General features: G+C 73.7%; 14 protein-coding genes. 6 read left to right on the forward strand and 8 right to left on the reverse strand.

Annotated elements, in window-relative coordinates:
- Positions 1-327: 327 nt before the first annotated feature.
- Positions 328-1,167 carry a menaquinone biosynthetic enzyme MqnA/MqnD family protein gene (locus BMX65_RS29950; protein WP_075003495.1) on the reverse strand — a complete coding sequence of 280 codons (840 nt, stop codon included), beginning with the start codon at positions 1,165-1,167 and terminating at the stop codon, positions 328-330.
- A gap of 303 nt (positions 1,168-1,470) precedes the next feature.
- Between BMX65_RS29950 and BMX65_RS29955 the strand changes: the two genes are divergently transcribed.
- Positions 1,471-1,674, forward strand: a complete 204-nt coding sequence (locus BMX65_RS29955) for a cold-shock protein (protein ID WP_019354156.1) — start codon at positions 1,471-1,473, stop codon at positions 1,672-1,674.
- 387 nt (positions 1,675-2,061) lie between these two features.
- On the opposite strand, the gene BMX65_RS29960 is transcribed toward BMX65_RS29955, so the two are convergent.
- The 5 genes from BMX65_RS29960 to BMX65_RS29980 all read right to left on the reverse strand — a co-directional run bounded on the left by BMX65_RS29960 (position 2,062) and on the right by BMX65_RS29980 (position 7,720).
- The gene (locus BMX65_RS29960; protein WP_075003496.1) at positions 2,062-2,553 is read right to left on the reverse strand and encodes a ribose-5-phosphate isomerase; all 492 of its coding nucleotides are present in this window, start codon (positions 2,551-2,553) and stop codon (positions 2,062-2,064) included.
- A gap of 47 nt (positions 2,554-2,600) precedes the next feature.
- Entirely contained in the window at positions 2,601-4,355 is a 1,755-nt protein-coding gene (locus BMX65_RS29965; RefSeq protein WP_075003497.1) for a dihydroxyacetone kinase family protein, read from the reverse strand.
- 94 nt (positions 4,356-4,449) lie between these two features.
- Entirely contained in the window at positions 4,450-5,934 is a 1,485-nt protein-coding gene (locus tag BMX65_RS29970; RefSeq protein WP_075003498.1) for an FGGY-family carbohydrate kinase, read from the reverse strand.
- Complete coding sequence (locus tag BMX65_RS29975) at positions 5,931-7,034, reverse strand: 2-hydroxyacid dehydrogenase (protein WP_075003499.1); 1,104 nt, start codon at positions 7,032-7,034, stop codon at positions 5,931-5,933. Before BMX65_RS29975 ends, BMX65_RS29970 begins: the two co-directional genes overlap by 4 nt.
- Complete coding sequence (locus BMX65_RS29980; protein ID WP_075003500.1) at positions 7,031-7,720, reverse strand: HAD family hydrolase; 690 nt, start codon at positions 7,718-7,720, stop codon at positions 7,031-7,033. Before BMX65_RS29980 ends, BMX65_RS29975 begins: the two co-directional genes overlap by 4 nt.
- Before the next feature lie 148 nt (positions 7,721-7,868).
- On the opposite strand from BMX65_RS29980, the gene BMX65_RS29985 reads away from it, so the two are divergent.
- Positions 7,869-8,654 (forward strand): DeoR/GlpR family DNA-binding transcription regulator, encoded by a 786-nt coding sequence (locus tag BMX65_RS29985; protein WP_075003501.1) that lies wholly within the window; start codon positions 7,869-7,871, stop codon positions 8,652-8,654.
- Positions 8,655-8,868: 214 nt separating this feature from the next.
- The gene (locus BMX65_RS29990; RefSeq protein ID WP_075003502.1) at positions 8,869-10,191 is read left to right on the forward strand and encodes an MFS transporter; all 1,323 of its coding nucleotides are present in this window, start codon (positions 8,869-8,871) and stop codon (positions 10,189-10,191) included.
- A gap of 94 nt (positions 10,192-10,285) precedes the next feature.
- On the opposite strand, the gene BMX65_RS29995 is transcribed toward BMX65_RS29990, so the two are convergent.
- Positions 10,286-10,702 carry a DUF3224 domain-containing protein gene (locus tag BMX65_RS29995; protein ID WP_075003503.1) on the reverse strand — a complete coding sequence of 139 codons (417 nt, stop codon included), beginning with the start codon at positions 10,700-10,702 and terminating at the stop codon, positions 10,286-10,288.
- Between the two features lie 106 nt (positions 10,703-10,808).
- Here BMX65_RS29995 and BMX65_RS30000 point away from each other — a divergent pair, with 106 nt between their 5' ends.
- A complete protein-coding gene (locus BMX65_RS30000) occupies positions 10,809-11,960 on the forward strand; it encodes a helix-turn-helix transcriptional regulator (RefSeq protein ID WP_075003504.1) in 1,152 nt (383 codons plus the stop codon).
- Positions 11,961-11,988: 28 nt separating this feature from the next.
- On the opposite strand, the gene BMX65_RS30005 is transcribed toward BMX65_RS30000, so the two are convergent.
- A complete protein-coding gene (locus tag BMX65_RS30005; RefSeq protein ID WP_075003505.1) occupies positions 11,989-12,696 on the reverse strand; it encodes a TetR family transcriptional regulator in 708 nt (235 codons plus the stop codon).
- Positions 12,697-12,840: 144 nt separating this feature from the next.
- On the opposite strand from BMX65_RS30005, the gene BMX65_RS30010 reads away from it, so the two are divergent.
- Both BMX65_RS30010 and BMX65_RS30015 read left to right on the forward strand, forming a co-directional pair.
- A complete protein-coding gene (locus BMX65_RS30010; protein ID WP_075003506.1) occupies positions 12,841-13,101 on the forward strand; it encodes a putative antibiotic biosynthesis monooxygenase in 261 nt (86 codons plus the stop codon).
- 124 nt (positions 13,102-13,225) lie between these two features.
- The gene (locus tag BMX65_RS30015; protein ID WP_075003507.1) at positions 13,226-14,155 is read left to right on the forward strand and encodes a TetR/AcrR family transcriptional regulator; all 930 of its coding nucleotides are present in this window, start codon (positions 13,226-13,228) and stop codon (positions 14,153-14,155) included.
- The last annotated feature ends 11 nt before the right edge of the window (positions 14,156-14,166 follow it).

Here is a 14,166-nt window from a genome sequence, read left to right on the forward strand (position 1 = left end):
CAGCACAGCGGCGCCGGACCAGCCTACGCCAGGGGTGCTCAGCCGATTTTCCGGAGTGTCCCCGTCGCGTATCGGCTGCTCTCCTCGTGCGACGCGCAGCGCAGCCGGTCGTCCCCGCGCGCACAGCTCCGCGCTGGGCGCTGCGCCCCGGGCGTCGGCCACCCCGGGCGCCCGGCGGAACCCTCTTCCGGGAAGGCGAGGAAGCCCCGCCAGGTGCCGACGCAGTCCTCCGGCGCCCCGGAGCCGTCGCTGTCGGAACCGCTTCCGGACCCTCCCTCGCCGCGCGGCTGCTGCCGCAGCAGCAGCCCGCGGGTGGCCGGGCAGGGCTCAGGAGCGCAGCGTCTCCACCCGGACGTCGGGCGAAAACCCGGTGGTCGCACCGGTGCGGCGGGCGAACTCGACGACGCCTTCGAGCTGGCGCTCGCCGAACCGGAAGTCGAGCGTGGTGAAGTAGCGCTCCAGCGTGGCAGGCTCGAAGATCTCGTAGCGGGCCGCGTGCTCGGCGACCTGGTCGACCTGCTCCATGGCCAGGTCGCGGGAGGCCAGGAAGGCCCGGTGCGTCTCGCGCACGGTCTCCGGGGCCCGCTCCAGGAAGTCGCGGCGCACGGCCCAGACCGCGAAGACGAACGGCAGTCCCGTCCACTCCTTCCACAGCCGCCCCAGGTCGTGCACCTGGAGGTCCTGCTCGGGAAGCTGCCGCAGATACGCGCGCAGGCCCACGTCGCCGATGACGACGGCGGCGTCCGCCTCCTTCATCATCCGCTCCAGGTCGGGCGGGCACGTGTAGTACTCGGGCCGGACGCCGTAGCGCTCGGCGAGCAGCAACTGGGCGAGCCGTACCGAGGTGCGCGACGTGGAGCCGAGCGCGACCCGGGCGCCGTCCAACTGGTCGAGCGGGACCCGCGAGACGATCTCGCAGGACATCACGTCGCCGTCGCAGCCGACGGCGATGTCTGGGAGGGCGACCAGGTCGTCGGCGTTGCGCAGGAACTCCACGAGGGTGACGGGCCCCATGTCGAGCCGGCCGTCGATGATCATCTCGCTGAGCTTCTCGGGGGTGTCCCGGGTGAGGTCCAGGTCCAGCAGCGTGTGGGTGTGGACCAGGCCCCAGTACAGCGGAAGACAATTGAGGAACTGGATGTGCGCGACGCGGGGGCGGGTGCGCACATGCCTCGGTTTCGCAGTCACTCTCCGGAGAGTACGCCCCGGTCCGCACCCCTTCGCGCGGGGTCCCGCGGCGGGGCGGGACGGATTCCTCCGCCGGGCTGTACGGGATTTTCCGCGGGCGTGGCGCATGATCCGCAGCCCTTCCACCGCGGGCCCCACCGTGCTAGGCTCAGAGCCAAGTTGCAGTTTGGTTTCCCTTGCAGTACAGAGCCTGCGGAGCATGTGACCGCGGGCTCTCGTCGTTTTCAGGCTTCTTTGTGGGTTCTGGGAGCAGGGACACCCTTATAGGCCCAAGGAGGGCTTATGGCTACCGGAACCGTTAAGTGGTTCAACGCCGAAAAGGGCTTCGGTTTCATCGCCCAGGACGGCGGCGGTCCCGATGTCTTCGTCCACTACTCCGCGATCAACGCATCCGGTTTCCGCTCCCTCGAGGAGAACCAGATGGTCTCGTTCGATGTCACGCAGGGCCCCAAGGGCCCGCAGGCGGAGAACGTCACTGCGCAGTAGTCCCTGACTCTGCAGTATCCAAGGAGCCCCCGCCCCGGCGGGGGCTCCTGCCTTTTCCGGTGCCTTTCCGGAACGATGCGGCCCAGTGCGGCCGGAACCGGGACCGCCGCGGGGCCGGCCCCCGCGCCCGGCCCCGTGCATCCGGCCCCGTGCGGCCGTGCACCGGCGCCGCTCCGCATCGCAGCCGCTCCGCCGCACTCTCCGGGCCCCGGCCTCTCCAGGCTCCGGCCTCGGGCCTGGCCTCTCCGGGCTCCGGACTCTCCGGGCTCCGGTCTCTCCGTTCGCGGGGTCTCGTCCCGGAGGCCGGCCGGATACCGGCCCGCCTCCGGTAGCGGCACCCGGCGGCGCCGCACCTCCCCCCGCGGGATGCGGCGCCCCCGGATGCGGTCAGCAGCCCTGTTCGTACTCGGCTATCGCGGCGACCTTCGCCGCCGAGGCCGACCCCTCGTCGAAGTGCTGGTCCAGCCATTCGTCGGCCAGGGTGCGGGCCAGTTCCAGGCCGATGACCCGCTGGCCGAAGCAGAGCACCTGCGCATTGTTGCTCAGGACGGAACGCTGCACGGAGTAGCTGTCGTGCGCGGTGACGGCCCGGATGCCGGGCACCTTGTTGGCGCTGATGGCGACGCCCAGCCCGGTGCCGCAGACCAGCAGCGCCCGGTCGGCCTCGCCCTCGGCCACCCGGCGGGCGGCCTCCACGGCGACGTGCGGATAGGCCCGGCCGCGGTCCGTACCGCCGCCGCCGACCCCGACGTCGGTGACCTCGGCCACCCGGGCGTCGCCCAGCAGGTCCTTCTTGAGGGCTTCCTTGTAGTCGAGGCCCGCGTCGTCGCAGCCCACGACGACACGGAGAGGCCGGGGCGCTGCGGGGGTGCTGCTCATGGTGGTTCCTCCTGACGGGAGTGGGCGGTCCGCGGGCGCGGCGCCGCTCAGCGGGCGGGTTCTGCGGCGGGTCCGGCGGTGGCGGCGACCGCGCCCAGGACCAGCGCCAGCGAGGTGGCGCCGGGGTCCGGGGTGCCGACGCTGCGCTCGGCCAGCGGCCGGGCGCGGCCCCGCTTCGGGCGCAGTCCGGCGGTGGCCTCGGCGGCGGCGCGGGCCGTCTCCGCGGCGGCGGCGAACGCCTCGGCGGGGGAGCCGCCCGCCGCCAGCCGCTCCTCGAAGGCCGTCACGAACGGGTCGAGCGCGTCGACCAGCGTCTTGTCGCCGGGCTCCGCCTTGCCGAGCGAGGTGACGGCCGCCAGCGCGGCGCGCGCGCCCGCCGCGAGCTCTCCGGCCTCGGGGGCGCGGTCGGCGGGCAGCGCGGAGCCGAACGCGCGCAGCCCCGCGCCCCACAGCGCTCCGGAGGTGCCGCCCGCGTCCGCGGCCCAGGCGTCCCCGGCGGCACCGAGCAGCGCGGCCGGTGCCGCGTTCGCGTCCCGCGCCTGCTCGGCGGCGGCGAGCGCCGCGTCCACGCCCTTGCTCATGCCGCGCCCGTGGTCGCCGTCCCCGGCGACGGCGTCGAGCCGGCCGAGGGCCTCCTCCTCGTCGTGCAGCAGGGTGCGGGCCGCCCGGAGGGCCTGCACCGCGGCGGTCGCGGCGGCGACCGCCTCCCCGGTCGCGGTGGCGGGCTCGTCGTGCGCGCGGGCGGCCGCGGCCCGGCGCGGGGCCGCCGCCTCGCCGGTCCGGGACGGGGCCGCCGCGTCGAGACGGCCCCGGCGGTAGGCGGGGGTGTCGGCGGGTGCGAGCCACAGCCGCTCCAGCTCGTCGTCCAGCCAGGTGAGGGTCAGCGAGCAGCCCGCCATGTCCAGCGAGGTGACCAGCTCGCCCACCTCGGCACGTACCGGCTCCAGCCCGGCCTCGGTCAGCAGTTCGACCACCGACGCCCACAGGACGTACAGCTCCTCGTACTTGGTGGCGCCCAGGCCGTTGAGCAGGACCGCCACCCGGTTGCTGTCGCCCGCGGCGGCGGGCCGCTCGGCCAGCAGCCCCTCCACCAGAGTGCGGGCCAGGTCGGCGGCCGTCGTCAGGTCGCTCTCGCGCACCCCGGGCTCGCCGTGGATGCCCAGACCGAGGCCCAGCCGGCCGTCCGGGACGGTGAACAGCGGCTCGCGCTGTCCGGGCAGCGTGCACCCGGCGAAGGCGACGCCGAGCGAGCGGGTGCGGTCGTTGGTGCGCTCCGCCACCCGGACCACCTCCTCCAGGCTCGCGCCCTCCTCGGCCGCTGCGGAGGCCGTCTTGTAGACGGTGAACCCCCCGGCGATGCCGCGGCGCCGCTCCGTCTCGGCGGCGGGGGCGCTGGCGACGTCGTCGGTGACGGCGAAGCAGCGGGCCGGTATGCCCTCGCCGGTCAGCCGCTCGGCCGCCTGGCCGAAGTTCATGACGTCGCCCGCGTAGTTGCCGAACATGAACAGCACACCCGCGCCGGTCTCGGCCTCCGCCGCCACGGAGTACGCCTGCGCGGCGGACGGTGAGGTGAAGACGTTGCCGATCACGGAGCCGTCGGCGAACCCCGGGCCGACCACGCCGCAGAAGGCCGGGTAGTGGCCGGAGCCGCCGCCGGTCAGCACCGCGACCTTGGCGGTGCCGGGGCGGTGTGCCCGCACCACGCCGCCGGGCACCGCGCGGACGTGGTCGGGGTGGGCCGCGGTGAAGCCGTGGACCATGTCCTCGGCGAAGCGGGCCGGGTCGTTGAATACGCGTGTCATGGGGGACTCCAGCAGGTTGGGGTGGCCCCGCGGCGGCCCGGGCGGCGCGGGCGCCGGGAGGCGCGGGCCGCGGGCCGGGCCGGCGGGGCCGGGCTCACCAGGACCGGCGGGCGGTTTCCAGGGTGTCGAGGTAGCGGCGGTAGCCGTCCTCGTAGAAGGCGACGGCCTCCGCGTCGGCCCGGGCGACCCGGGAACCGTCCCCGCCCGGCCCGGCGACCCCGCCACCATCGCCGCCGGACCCGGCAGCAGCGTCCGCGCCGAGGGCGCGCCAAGCCACCCGCGCGGCGCCGCGGATGCCCACGGCGTCCTCGCGTACATGCACGTCCCGGCCGAGGACACCGGCGAAGATGCGGCCCCACTCGCCGGAGCGGGCGCCGCCGCCGCAGGCGGTGATCGCACCGTCCACGCCGAGGGTCTCCAGGCAGTGCCGGGCCGAGTAGGCCACGGCTTCGCACAGCGCCCGTACCAGATCGGCGCGGCTGGTCAGCGGGGAGAGCCCGTCGAGCCGGCCGCGGGCGCGGGCGTCCACGAAGGGGGCCCGCTCGCCACTGGTGGACAGGAACGGCAGCGCCGTGACCCCGGCCGCGCCGTAGGGGGACCGGGCGAGCAGCGCGTCGAGTTCCTCGATCCGCACCCCGAGCATGCCCAGCAGCCAGTCCAGCCCCGCGGTGCCGATCATGGCGGGCATGACCCGCAGATAGCGGTCCTCGTACGGGGTGGCCAGCACCATGCCCGCGGCCTCGTCCCCGGCGCCGGGCGCGGGGTCGGAGCTGAGGACCTGGCAGGCGAGGGTGGTCCCGATGATGAGATTGCCCTGGCCGACCTGCTCCAGACCGGAGCCGAATCCGCAGGCGGGGATGTCGAAGGGACCGGCGCTGACCGGGAGTCCGGAGGGCAGTCCGAGCTCCGCGGCGACCTTGGGCAGCAGCCCGAACAGCGCGCCGGGCGGTGCCGGTTCGGCGAGCAGCCCGCGCCAGCGGCTCAGCCCGCACAGTTCCAGGGCCTCGTCGTCGTAGGTGCGGCGGGCCGCGTCCAGGAACGGGACCGAGGCGTCGGAGGCGTCGACGGTGCGGGCGCCGGTGAAGCGCTGCGCGATGGCGTCGACGCAGTACCCGGCCACGTCGGCCGCGGCCAGCCGCTCGGGCTCGTGCTCGGCGAGATGCGCGAGGAGCGGACCGGCGGCGCCGGGGAACATCCCGGCCCCGGTGCGCCGGTGGACCTCGCGGGCTGTGCCGTCGGCCGCCCAGGCGTCCAGCACGTCGGCGGCGCGGCCGTCCATCCAGGACAGCGCGCGGCCCACGGGGCGGCCGTCGGCGTCCCGCAGCCACAGCCCGTCCCCCTGGCCGGTGAGCGCGAGGGCTTCGACGGGCTCGTCGGGGGAGAACTGCGCGGCGTCGGCCACGGCCGCCCGTACGACGGTGACGACGGTGCCGATGACCTCGTCCATGTCCTGCTCGACGCGGTTGCCCGGCAGCGTGTACAGCGTGCTGCGGGCCTCGTGCGCGGGGCCGGTGCGCCCGTCGCGGGCGATGAGCTGCGCCTTGGTGACCGAGGTCCCGACGTCGACCCCGACGATCATGACCGCGGTCCTCGCCCTGCGGCCCCGGTGGTCTCGAACACCTCCGGGTTCACGACGAACTCGGGGCGCTCCCCGCGCAGGTACGCCGCCGCCTGGGCCGCGGTGACGGCCGCGGCGCGGTCGGCGGTCTGCCGGGTGGCGCCCGCCAGGTGCGGGGTGGTGATGACGTTCGGCGCGCGGTGCAGCGGCCAGTCGGCGGGCGGCGGCTCGACGTCGTACACGTCCAGCGCCAGCGCGCCCAGCCGGCCGGATTCCAGCAGCGCGGGCAGCGGCGCGTAGTCCATGAGTTCGCCGCGCGCCGAGTTGACCAGGACGGCGCCCTCGGGCAACAGCTCGAGGTTGTCGGCGTTGAGCAGGTGCCGGGTCTCGGGGGTGACCCGGGCGTGCAGGCTGACCACGGAGCTGCGGCGCAGCAGTTCCTCCAGCGCCACCGGTTCGACGCCGTCCGCCTGCGCCTTCGCCGGGTCGGCGTAGGGGTCGGCGACCAGCACCGTGGAGCCGAAGGCGCGCAGCACGCGGGCGACGATCGCGCCGATGGCGCCGTAGCCGACGAGTCCGACGGTGGTGCCGTCCAGCTCGATGCCCGCGTTCTCGACGGCGTAGTAGTCGCCGCGCCAGGTGCCCTTCTTCAGCTCCGCGTCGGAGGCGGGGATGCGGCGCAGCGCGGCGAGCATCAGCCCGAGCGCGAACTCGGCGGCGGCCGCGGCGTTGCGGCCGGGGGCGAAGGTGACCGGGATGCCCGCCCGGGTGGCCGCCGCCACGTCGACGTTGACCGGGCCGCCGCGGGCCACCGAGATCAGCTCCAGGTTCGGTGCCTCGCGGATCACCCGCTCGGTGAACGGTGCCATCTGGACGAGCGCGACCCGGGCGTCGCCGAGCGCTTCGAGCAGCTCGTCCTCGGTGCCGCTGGCCTCCTTGACATTGCCGACCGGGCCGAAGGGAGTGTGCGGCCACGGGGTGGTCTGGGTGCGGAACTCCAGCCGGACGCCGGGCGCCGTCTCCCGCAGCGCTGCCTCCAGCGCGTCGACGAAGAGCCCGGGGGCGATGAAGTGGTCGCCGGAGGCCAGCACTCGGGTCGGCTCGGCTGTCGGGTCCGTCATGCCGGGTCTCCTTCCTGGAGCGGGGAGCCCTCCGGGAGCCGGGAGAGCAGGAAGCGGCGTACGTCGTCGTGGTCGGACGAGGCGTGGACGGCCCCGGCCAGGGCGTCCTCGGCCGGCGGGTAGCCGGGGTTGGGGATGGCGACGACCGTCATCCCGGCGGCCGCCGCGGCCCGCAGCCCGTTGCTGGAGTCCTCGACCGCCAGGCAGTCCGCCGCGGGGACGCCGAGCTTGCCGGCGGCCGCGAGGTAGACGTCCGGGCTGGGCTTGCCGCGCGGGACCTCGGCGCTGGAGACGGTGGCCTTGAAGTGGTGGTCGACTCCATGGTGCGCGAGGACGGCGTCGATCACGCGGCGCGGCGCGGACGAGGCGAGTGCGATCGGGCCGCGCGCCGCGGTGTCGGCGATCATCGCGCGGGCGCCGGTCAGCAGTTCGATCTCGCCGTCCTCGAGCGCCTGGATCATGCCGTCCACGACGGTGCGCTCGGTGTCGGGGGCGCTGTCGCCCGCACCGGCGAACTCGGTGAGGAAGGCGGCCCACTCCGGGGCGCTCATCCCCTGGCAGCTCTTGGTCTGCTCGGGTCCCCACTGCTTGCCGCGCTCGGCGGCGAACGCGGTCCACAGCCGCTCCCAGAGATGCTCGCTCTCGACGAGCACTCCGTCCATGTCAAACACCACTGCATCGGCCACGGCCGGAACTCCTCACCTTCGGCTCCCAGAAAATTAACACTGGTTCTGTTATCTGTCACTCGCTCACTGGTACGGGCACCGGGAGCAGTGTGAGGCTGCCTGCGGTCCGCGGACCGGAACGCACCGTACGGGGTGCAGGATGGTCCCCATGACCGCCCACTCAGCGGCGCGCGCGGCGCGCCAGAAGCGTCAGCAGCAGATCGTCGACCACGTGCTGGCCAAGGGCGACGCCTCGGTGGCGGAGCTGACGGAGCTGACCGGCGTCAGCGTGATGACCGTGCACCGGGACATCGCCGAACTGGCCGACCGCGGCATCCTGCGCAAGTACCACGGCGGGGTCTCGGCCCAGCCCTCCACCGTCTTCGAGTCCAGCTCGGACTTCCGGCTGCACGCGCACACGGGCGAGAAGGAAGCGCTGGCCAGGACCGCGCTGGAGTTCGTGGCGCCGGGGATGTCGCTGATGCTGGACGACTCGACCACCGCGCTCGCCTTCGCGAAGCTGCTGCCGCAGGTGGGGCCGCTGACCGTGGTGACGAACTACCGGCTGATCACCGAGGAGCTGCGGCACGTGGAGGACGTGCGGCTGATCGCGATCGGCGGCGAGTACTCGCGCACCCACGACTCCTGGATCGGGCTCTCCGCACTGGAGATGATCAAGAGCTTCTCGGTGGACCTGACCGTCGTCTCCACCTCAGCGATCACCGGCACCATGACCTACCACCAGGAACAGGAGATCGTCGCGCTCAAGCGCGCGATGCGGGAGTCCGGCTCGGTCAGCATGCTGCTGATGGACCACAGCAAGGTCGGCCGCAGCGCCCTGCACCGGCTGGACCCCGTGCAGGCGTTCGACCATGTGGTGCTCTCCGGGCCGGTGGAGGACGACCTGGTGGCGGAGCTGCGCAAGCTGACGGACGTGCGGGTGGTGCCGACGTAACGGGCGCGACGGGAGGGGGGAGATGGCAAGGGGACGGAAGGGGGACGGAAGGGGCGGGGGCGCCTCGGGCCCCGGGCGCGGCTACGCAGCCGAGCCGCGCTGTTACGGGGTAACGAACTTGACCGTTACTTTTAACATAGCTCTTGATATTTCTCGGAGCCGGGCTGAGGATCTGCGGTGCACCAACCGGATACCTCAGAGCGGAGGCCCCCCGATGACGGATCCAGCGAACCGAGCCGCCGAGAGAGGGCTACTCGATCGCATAGGGCTGCCGAAACCCCTGGTCCTCGGCTATGTCGGCGTACTGCTGTTCATGATCGGCGACGGCGTCGAGAGCGGCTTCATCGCGCCCTACATGGCCGACCACGGCGCGGGCACCGACGTGAAGGCCGGCTACGTCATCACCGCGTACGGCGTCGCCGTGATGCTGGCCTCCTGGTTCTCCGGCGCGCTCTCCCAGGTGTGGGGCCCGCGCAAGGTGATGTGGGCGGGCCTGGGCATCTGGGCCGTCTTCGACGCGCTCTACCTGCTCTTCGCGCTCGGCACCGAGAACTACCCGATGATGCTGGTCCTCTACGGCATCCGGGGCTTCGGCTATCCGCTCTTCGCCTTCGGCTTCCTGGTCTGGATCACCGGCAGCGCCCCCAAGGCCCGGCTGGGCACCGCCGTGGGCTGGTTCTACTTCGCCTTCACCGGCGGCCTGCCCACCCTCGGCTCCCTCTGGTCCAGCTTCACCATCCCCGCCGTCGGCGAGCTGGGCACCCTGTGGACCGCGCTCGGCCTCATCCTGCTCGGCGGCGCCATCGCCCTGGTCGGCGCCAAACGGCGGGAGGGCGGCGACCGGCTGGCCGACCCCGGCGTCACCACGGGCGAGTCCCTGTTCAACAGCGTCTCGATCATCTGGACCCACCCGCGCGTGCTGGTCGGCTGCCTGGTGCGGATCATCAACACCGCGCCCGAGTTCGGCATGCTCGTCTACCTGCCGCGGATCTTCTCCGACGACGTCGGCTTCGGCACCGACAAGTGGCTCCAACTGCTGGCGATCATCTACGGCACCAACATCTTCTTCAACCTGATCTTCGGCGCCGTCTCGGACAAGATCGGCTGGCGCACGACCATCGCCACCTTCGGCGCCCTGGGCTGCGCGATCAGCGTGACGGTGCTGTACTTCGTGCCGACCTGGCTCGGCCCCGACTACTACTGGGTCGCCGTGCTCGCCGGGATGTTCTACGGCGCCACGCTGGCGGGCTTCGTCCCCATCTCGGCGCTGATCCCCAACATGGCCCCCGACAACAAGGGCGGCGCCATGGCGCTCCTCAACCTCGGTGCGGGCGGCGCCGCCTTCGTGGGCCCGGCCGTCGCCTCGCTGTTCCTGCCGCTCGTCGGCGCCGGGGGCGTGACGATCGTCTTCCTCGCCCTCTACCTGGTCGCCATGGTGCTGACCTTCTTCCTGAAGATGCCGGAGGAGCAGAGCGGCCCGGGGGCCCCGGCTCCCACCGCCGCTCCGGACAAGAGCTCGGCCCCCACCCCCGCCTAGGGTCCGCCGCCCGGACGGCAGACCACGGATCCTCCGCTGCGGCCGCCGCCGCTGCCCCTCTCCGACGAGGGTCAGCGGCGGCGGCCGGCCGCGTTCAGTCCCCGGAGAGCCGGTATCTGAAAGCCACCTCCACCGCCTTCTCGCCCTCGCGGACCTCGTAGTCGCCGGTGCCGGTCAGGCCGGTCAGCGCCTCGGTACCCGAGCCCGGGACGACCTCGAAGGTGCAGCGGATGACGCCCTCGCGGTCGAAGGTGCCGCGCTGCTGGACGGCGAAGGAGCCCTCCTGCCCGTCGACCGTGCCGGTCAGCAACTCCGTACCGCAGAAGGAGCCGTGGCCCCCGGCCGTGTAGGTGAGCACGTACTGGCACGTGGTGCCCACTGCCTGGATGCCCCCGCTGTAGTCGTTGACGACAGCGGCGTACGTGAGGCGGGGGCTGCGGTCGGCGTCGGTGACGTCCTTCTCGTCCCAGGAGGAGCCGGTGAAGACGGCGGTGGTGGTGCGCTCGGCCATGAGGGGGCCTTTCGGTGGACGGTGGTGCTCGGTGTCCGGTCATCCTGGCGGCCGTACCTGACACCTTGTGTCAGGTACGGGAAGCGACGGCGGGAGAATGTGCCGCATGCGCGCCGACCGGCTCCTCTCGCTGCTCCTCCTGCTGCAGAACCGCGGCCGGATGACGGCGCCCGAACTCGCCACCGAACTGGACGTCTCCGTCCGCACCGTCTACCGGGACATCGAGGCGCTCAGCGGCTCGGGCGTGCCCGTGCACGCCGACCGCGGCCCGGCGGGCGGCTTCCGCCTCATGGCCGGGTACCGCACCCGGCTCACCGGACTGACCGGCTCCGAGGCGGACTCCCTCTTCCTGTCCGGACTGCCGGGCCCGGTACGGGAACTGGGGCTCGGCGCCGTGCTGGCGACCGCACAGCTCAAGGTGCGCGCGGCGCTCCCCGCACCGCTCGCCGAGCACAGCCGGCTGGTCCAGGACCGGTTCCACCTGGACGCCCCGGCCTGGTTCCGGGACCCGGACCCGGTGCCGTTCCTGCCGACGGTCGCCCGCGCGGTGTGGGAGCAGCGGGTGCTGCGGGTGCGCTACCGGCGCTGGCGCGGCGAGGCGCGGCGAGCGCTGCGCCCGCTGGGCATCGTCCTCAAGGGCGGCATCTGGTACGCGGTGGCGGTGACCGCCGCATCGGACGGGGAGCGCGGGGACGCGGCCACCGCGGGCACGGAGGCAGCCACAGGGGCGGAACCCGCGGGCAGCCGCAGCCCGGCCGGGGGCACCGCGGACGGCGGCGGTACGCCCGCGGGAGACGTACGCACGGCTCCGACTCGTCCCGACTCACCTCCCCGCGGCGGTACGCCCGCAGGGGAGGTGCGCACCTACCGGATCTCCCGGCTGCTGGAGGCCGCTCTCGGCGACGAGGTCTTCGAGCGGCCCGCGGGCTTCGACCTGGCCGCCGTCTGGGAGGCGTCGGCGCGGCGGCTGGAGGAACTGCTCCGCCGGGAAACCGCCCGGGTCCGGCTCTCCCCCGCCGGTCTGCGGCTGCTCCCCGCGAAGTTCGGCGCACCCGGTGAGCGTGCGCGGGAACAGGCGGGGCCACCCGACGCGGACGGATGGACGGAGGTCGAGCTGGCTGTGGAGTCGCAGCCGGTCGCCGTCTCCGATCTGCTCGGACTGGGCGCCGAGGCGGAGGTGGTGGGGCCGCCCGCGCTGCGCGCCGCCATGGTCGACGCCGTCCAGGCGCTCGCGGCCCGCTACCCGTCCGGGGCCTGACGGCCGGTCGGGCTCTCCGCGGCCTCGTTCAGCCCTGCCCCGCCATCAACCGCACCACCGCGACCAGCGCGGCGCGCTGCGCGGCGCCGGGGTCGGCGTCGGCGTCGGCGTCGGCGTCGGCGTCGGCGTCGGGAGCATCGGCTTCGGCGTCGTCGGCGGCCACGGCAGCGGTGTCGGCGGCGGCGTCTCCCGCCACGCCGTCGGCTCCCTCCGCACCGCCGTCCGCGGGGACGAGCATGCGGGCCACCTGCGGAAGGGTGAAGAAGGACGCCGTCAGCGCGATGACGGCGTGAGTCAGGGCGCCCGGGGCGGCGGCGGTGGTCAGCGCGCCCGCGCGCTGGGCCTCGGCGAGTGCTGCGGCCTTCTCCCGGTAGCGCCCGGTGCGTTCGGCCTCGGAGACCACCCGGTCCTGGTACTGGAGCCCCTCCCAGGCCAGCAGCCGGGCCAGATGCGGGTGGGCGCGGTGGTAGTCGAAGAGCCGGCCCGCGTAGTCGCCCAGGTCGGCGGCCTGGTCGCGGTCGAGCGGCACGGCGGCCGCCACCCGCTCCAGCTCGCTCCGCAGCACGGCGACGAACAGCTTCTCCTTGCTGCCGAAGTACTGGTAGATGCGCTCCTTGTTGACCTCGGCCCGGGCCGCGACCCGGGCGATGCGGGCGCCTTCGGGGCCGCATGCGGCGAATTCCTCCACGGCCGCGTCGAGGAGGCGTTGCTTGGTGCGTGCGGTGTCCCAGGCCATGGGGCCAGCTTAACCGAGAATTCCAACCAAATGGTTGGACACCGGGGACCCGGGATGCCAAACTCCAACCAAGCAGTTGGAGTTTTCGGGTCCACCCGGCTCCCGTCGTTCTGCTCCAGCCATCCCTCGCGTCCCGGAGGAAGCATGTCCACCACTCCCCCGCCCGCATCCGCTCCGTCCGCGCACCGCCGCGCACTGATCACCTGGCTCGCCGTCTACCCGACCATCACCGTCGCCCTCGGGGTGCTCGGCCCGCCCACCGCGAACCTGCCGCTCCCGGTGCGGACGCTGATCCTCACGCTGATCGTCGTGCCGGTCTCCGCTTACGCCCTGATACCGGCACTGCTCAGGATGAACGCGCGGCTGGGCAGTACCGCGGCCCCCTCGCCCGCACCGCGGCGATGACCTGTTGCGCCTGTTGACTGACGCATCAGTCAGCAGGCGCAACAGCCAGATATATCGGGCTGAAACCGATCAGAAGGCACACCGCTCATTGCGGTTATCTCAACACTCTCGTACGGTGGCCCGCATGCCGAACACAGCGGGCGACCGGATCCAGGACGGCGCGGGCGAGATCGCCGAGCGCGTCCGCGAGGTCGTCGAAGCCACCGGATGCAGCCAGCGGGAGTTCGCCCGGCGCATCGTGATGGACCCCTCGAAACTCTCCCGCTCGCTCAGCGGCTCGCGCCGCTTCACCGTGGCCGAGCTGGCCCGGATCGCCGACGCGGGCCGGGTCGACGCCGGCTGGCTGCTGGGCTCCGGCAGCACCGAGGACACCGCGCCCGACACGCCGAAGACCCCGAGCACCGCACCGGCCCCCGGCGGCGGGACCCGGACGACCGCGGTCCCCGCCGCCGGACGTCCGCTGCAGATCGTGCGGGAGACGGTGCGGCTGATCGCGGAACACGGCTTCCACGCCGTACGGGTGGCCGACATCGCCGCCGCCTGCGACACCAGCACCGCCGCGATCCACTACCACTTCCCCGGCCGCGCCGAACTGCTGGAGGCGGCGGTGCGCTGGTGCATGGACGAGGACACCGCCAGCCGCGCGGCCCGGATCTCCGAGACCGGGGCCACCGAGGACGCCGCGGCCGAACTGGCCGAACTCCTCGCCCTGCAGACCCCGCGGACTGAACAGCAGCGGCGGCAGTGGCTGGTGTGGCTCGACCTGTGGGCCGAGGCAGCGCGCTCGACCGCCATCGGACGACTGCACGTCGAGTACTACCGGCAGTGGCGCACCACCGTCGCCGACGTCGTACGGCGCGGCATCGCACAGGGCGTCTTCCGCACCGTCGACCCCGAGTCCAGCGCGCTGCGGCTCACCGCCCTCGTCGACGGACTGGCCTCGCAGGTGCTGGCCAGCGCCGCCGGCGCCGAGGACGGGACCGGCCCCGACGACATGCACGCGGCGCTGCTGGCGTACGTGCGCACCGAACTGCTCGCCCCGGCCGCCGGCTGACCGGCGCCCGT

The sequence above is a fragment of the Streptomyces qinglanensis genome, assembly GCF_900111245.1.
Taxonomy (GTDB): domain Bacteria; phylum Actinomycetota; class Actinomycetes; order Streptomycetales; family Streptomycetaceae; genus Streptomyces; species Streptomyces qinglanensis.

Bases quoted from the DNA above. Each gene is read 5' to 3' on its own strand.
- BMX65_RS29965 (WP_075003497.1), bottom strand. From the start codon at position 4,355: ATGACACGCGTATTCAACGACCCGGCCCGCTTCGCCGAGGACATGGTC.
- BMX65_RS30015 (WP_075003507.1), top strand. From the start codon at position 13,226: ATGCCGAACACAGCGGGCGACCGGATCCAGGACGGCGCGGGCGAGATC.
- BMX65_RS29955 (WP_019354156.1), top strand. From the start codon at position 1,471: ATGGCTACCGGAACCGTTAAGTGGTTCAACGCCGAAAAGGGCTTCGGT.
- BMX65_RS30000 (WP_075003504.1), top strand. From the start codon at position 10,809: ATGCGCGCCGACCGGCTCCTCTCGCTGCTCCTCCTGCTGCAGAACCGC.
- BMX65_RS29995 (WP_075003503.1), bottom strand. From the start codon at position 10,702: ATGGCCGAGCGCACCACCACCGCCGTCTTCACCGGCTCCTCCTGGGAC.
- BMX65_RS29970 (WP_075003498.1), bottom strand. From the start codon at position 5,934: ATGATCGTCGGGGTCGACGTCGGGACCTCGGTCACCAAGGCGCAGCTC.
- BMX65_RS29985 (WP_075003501.1), top strand. From the start codon at position 7,869: ATGACCGCCCACTCAGCGGCGCGCGCGGCGCGCCAGAAGCGTCAGCAG.
- BMX65_RS29975 (WP_075003499.1), bottom strand. From the start codon at position 7,034: ATGACGGACCCGACAGCCGAGCCGACCCGAGTGCTGGCCTCCGGCGAC.
- BMX65_RS30010 (WP_075003506.1), top strand. From the start codon at position 12,841: ATGTCCACCACTCCCCCGCCCGCATCCGCTCCGTCCGCGCACCGCCGC.
- BMX65_RS29960 (WP_075003496.1), bottom strand. From the start codon at position 2,553: ATGAGCAGCACCCCCGCAGCGCCCCGGCCTCTCCGTGTCGTCGTGGGC.
- BMX65_RS29990 (WP_075003502.1), top strand. From the start codon at position 8,869: ATGACGGATCCAGCGAACCGAGCCGCCGAGAGAGGGCTACTCGATCGC.
- BMX65_RS30005 (WP_075003505.1), bottom strand. From the start codon at position 12,696: ATGGCCTGGGACACCGCACGCACCAAGCAACGCCTCCTCGACGCGGCC.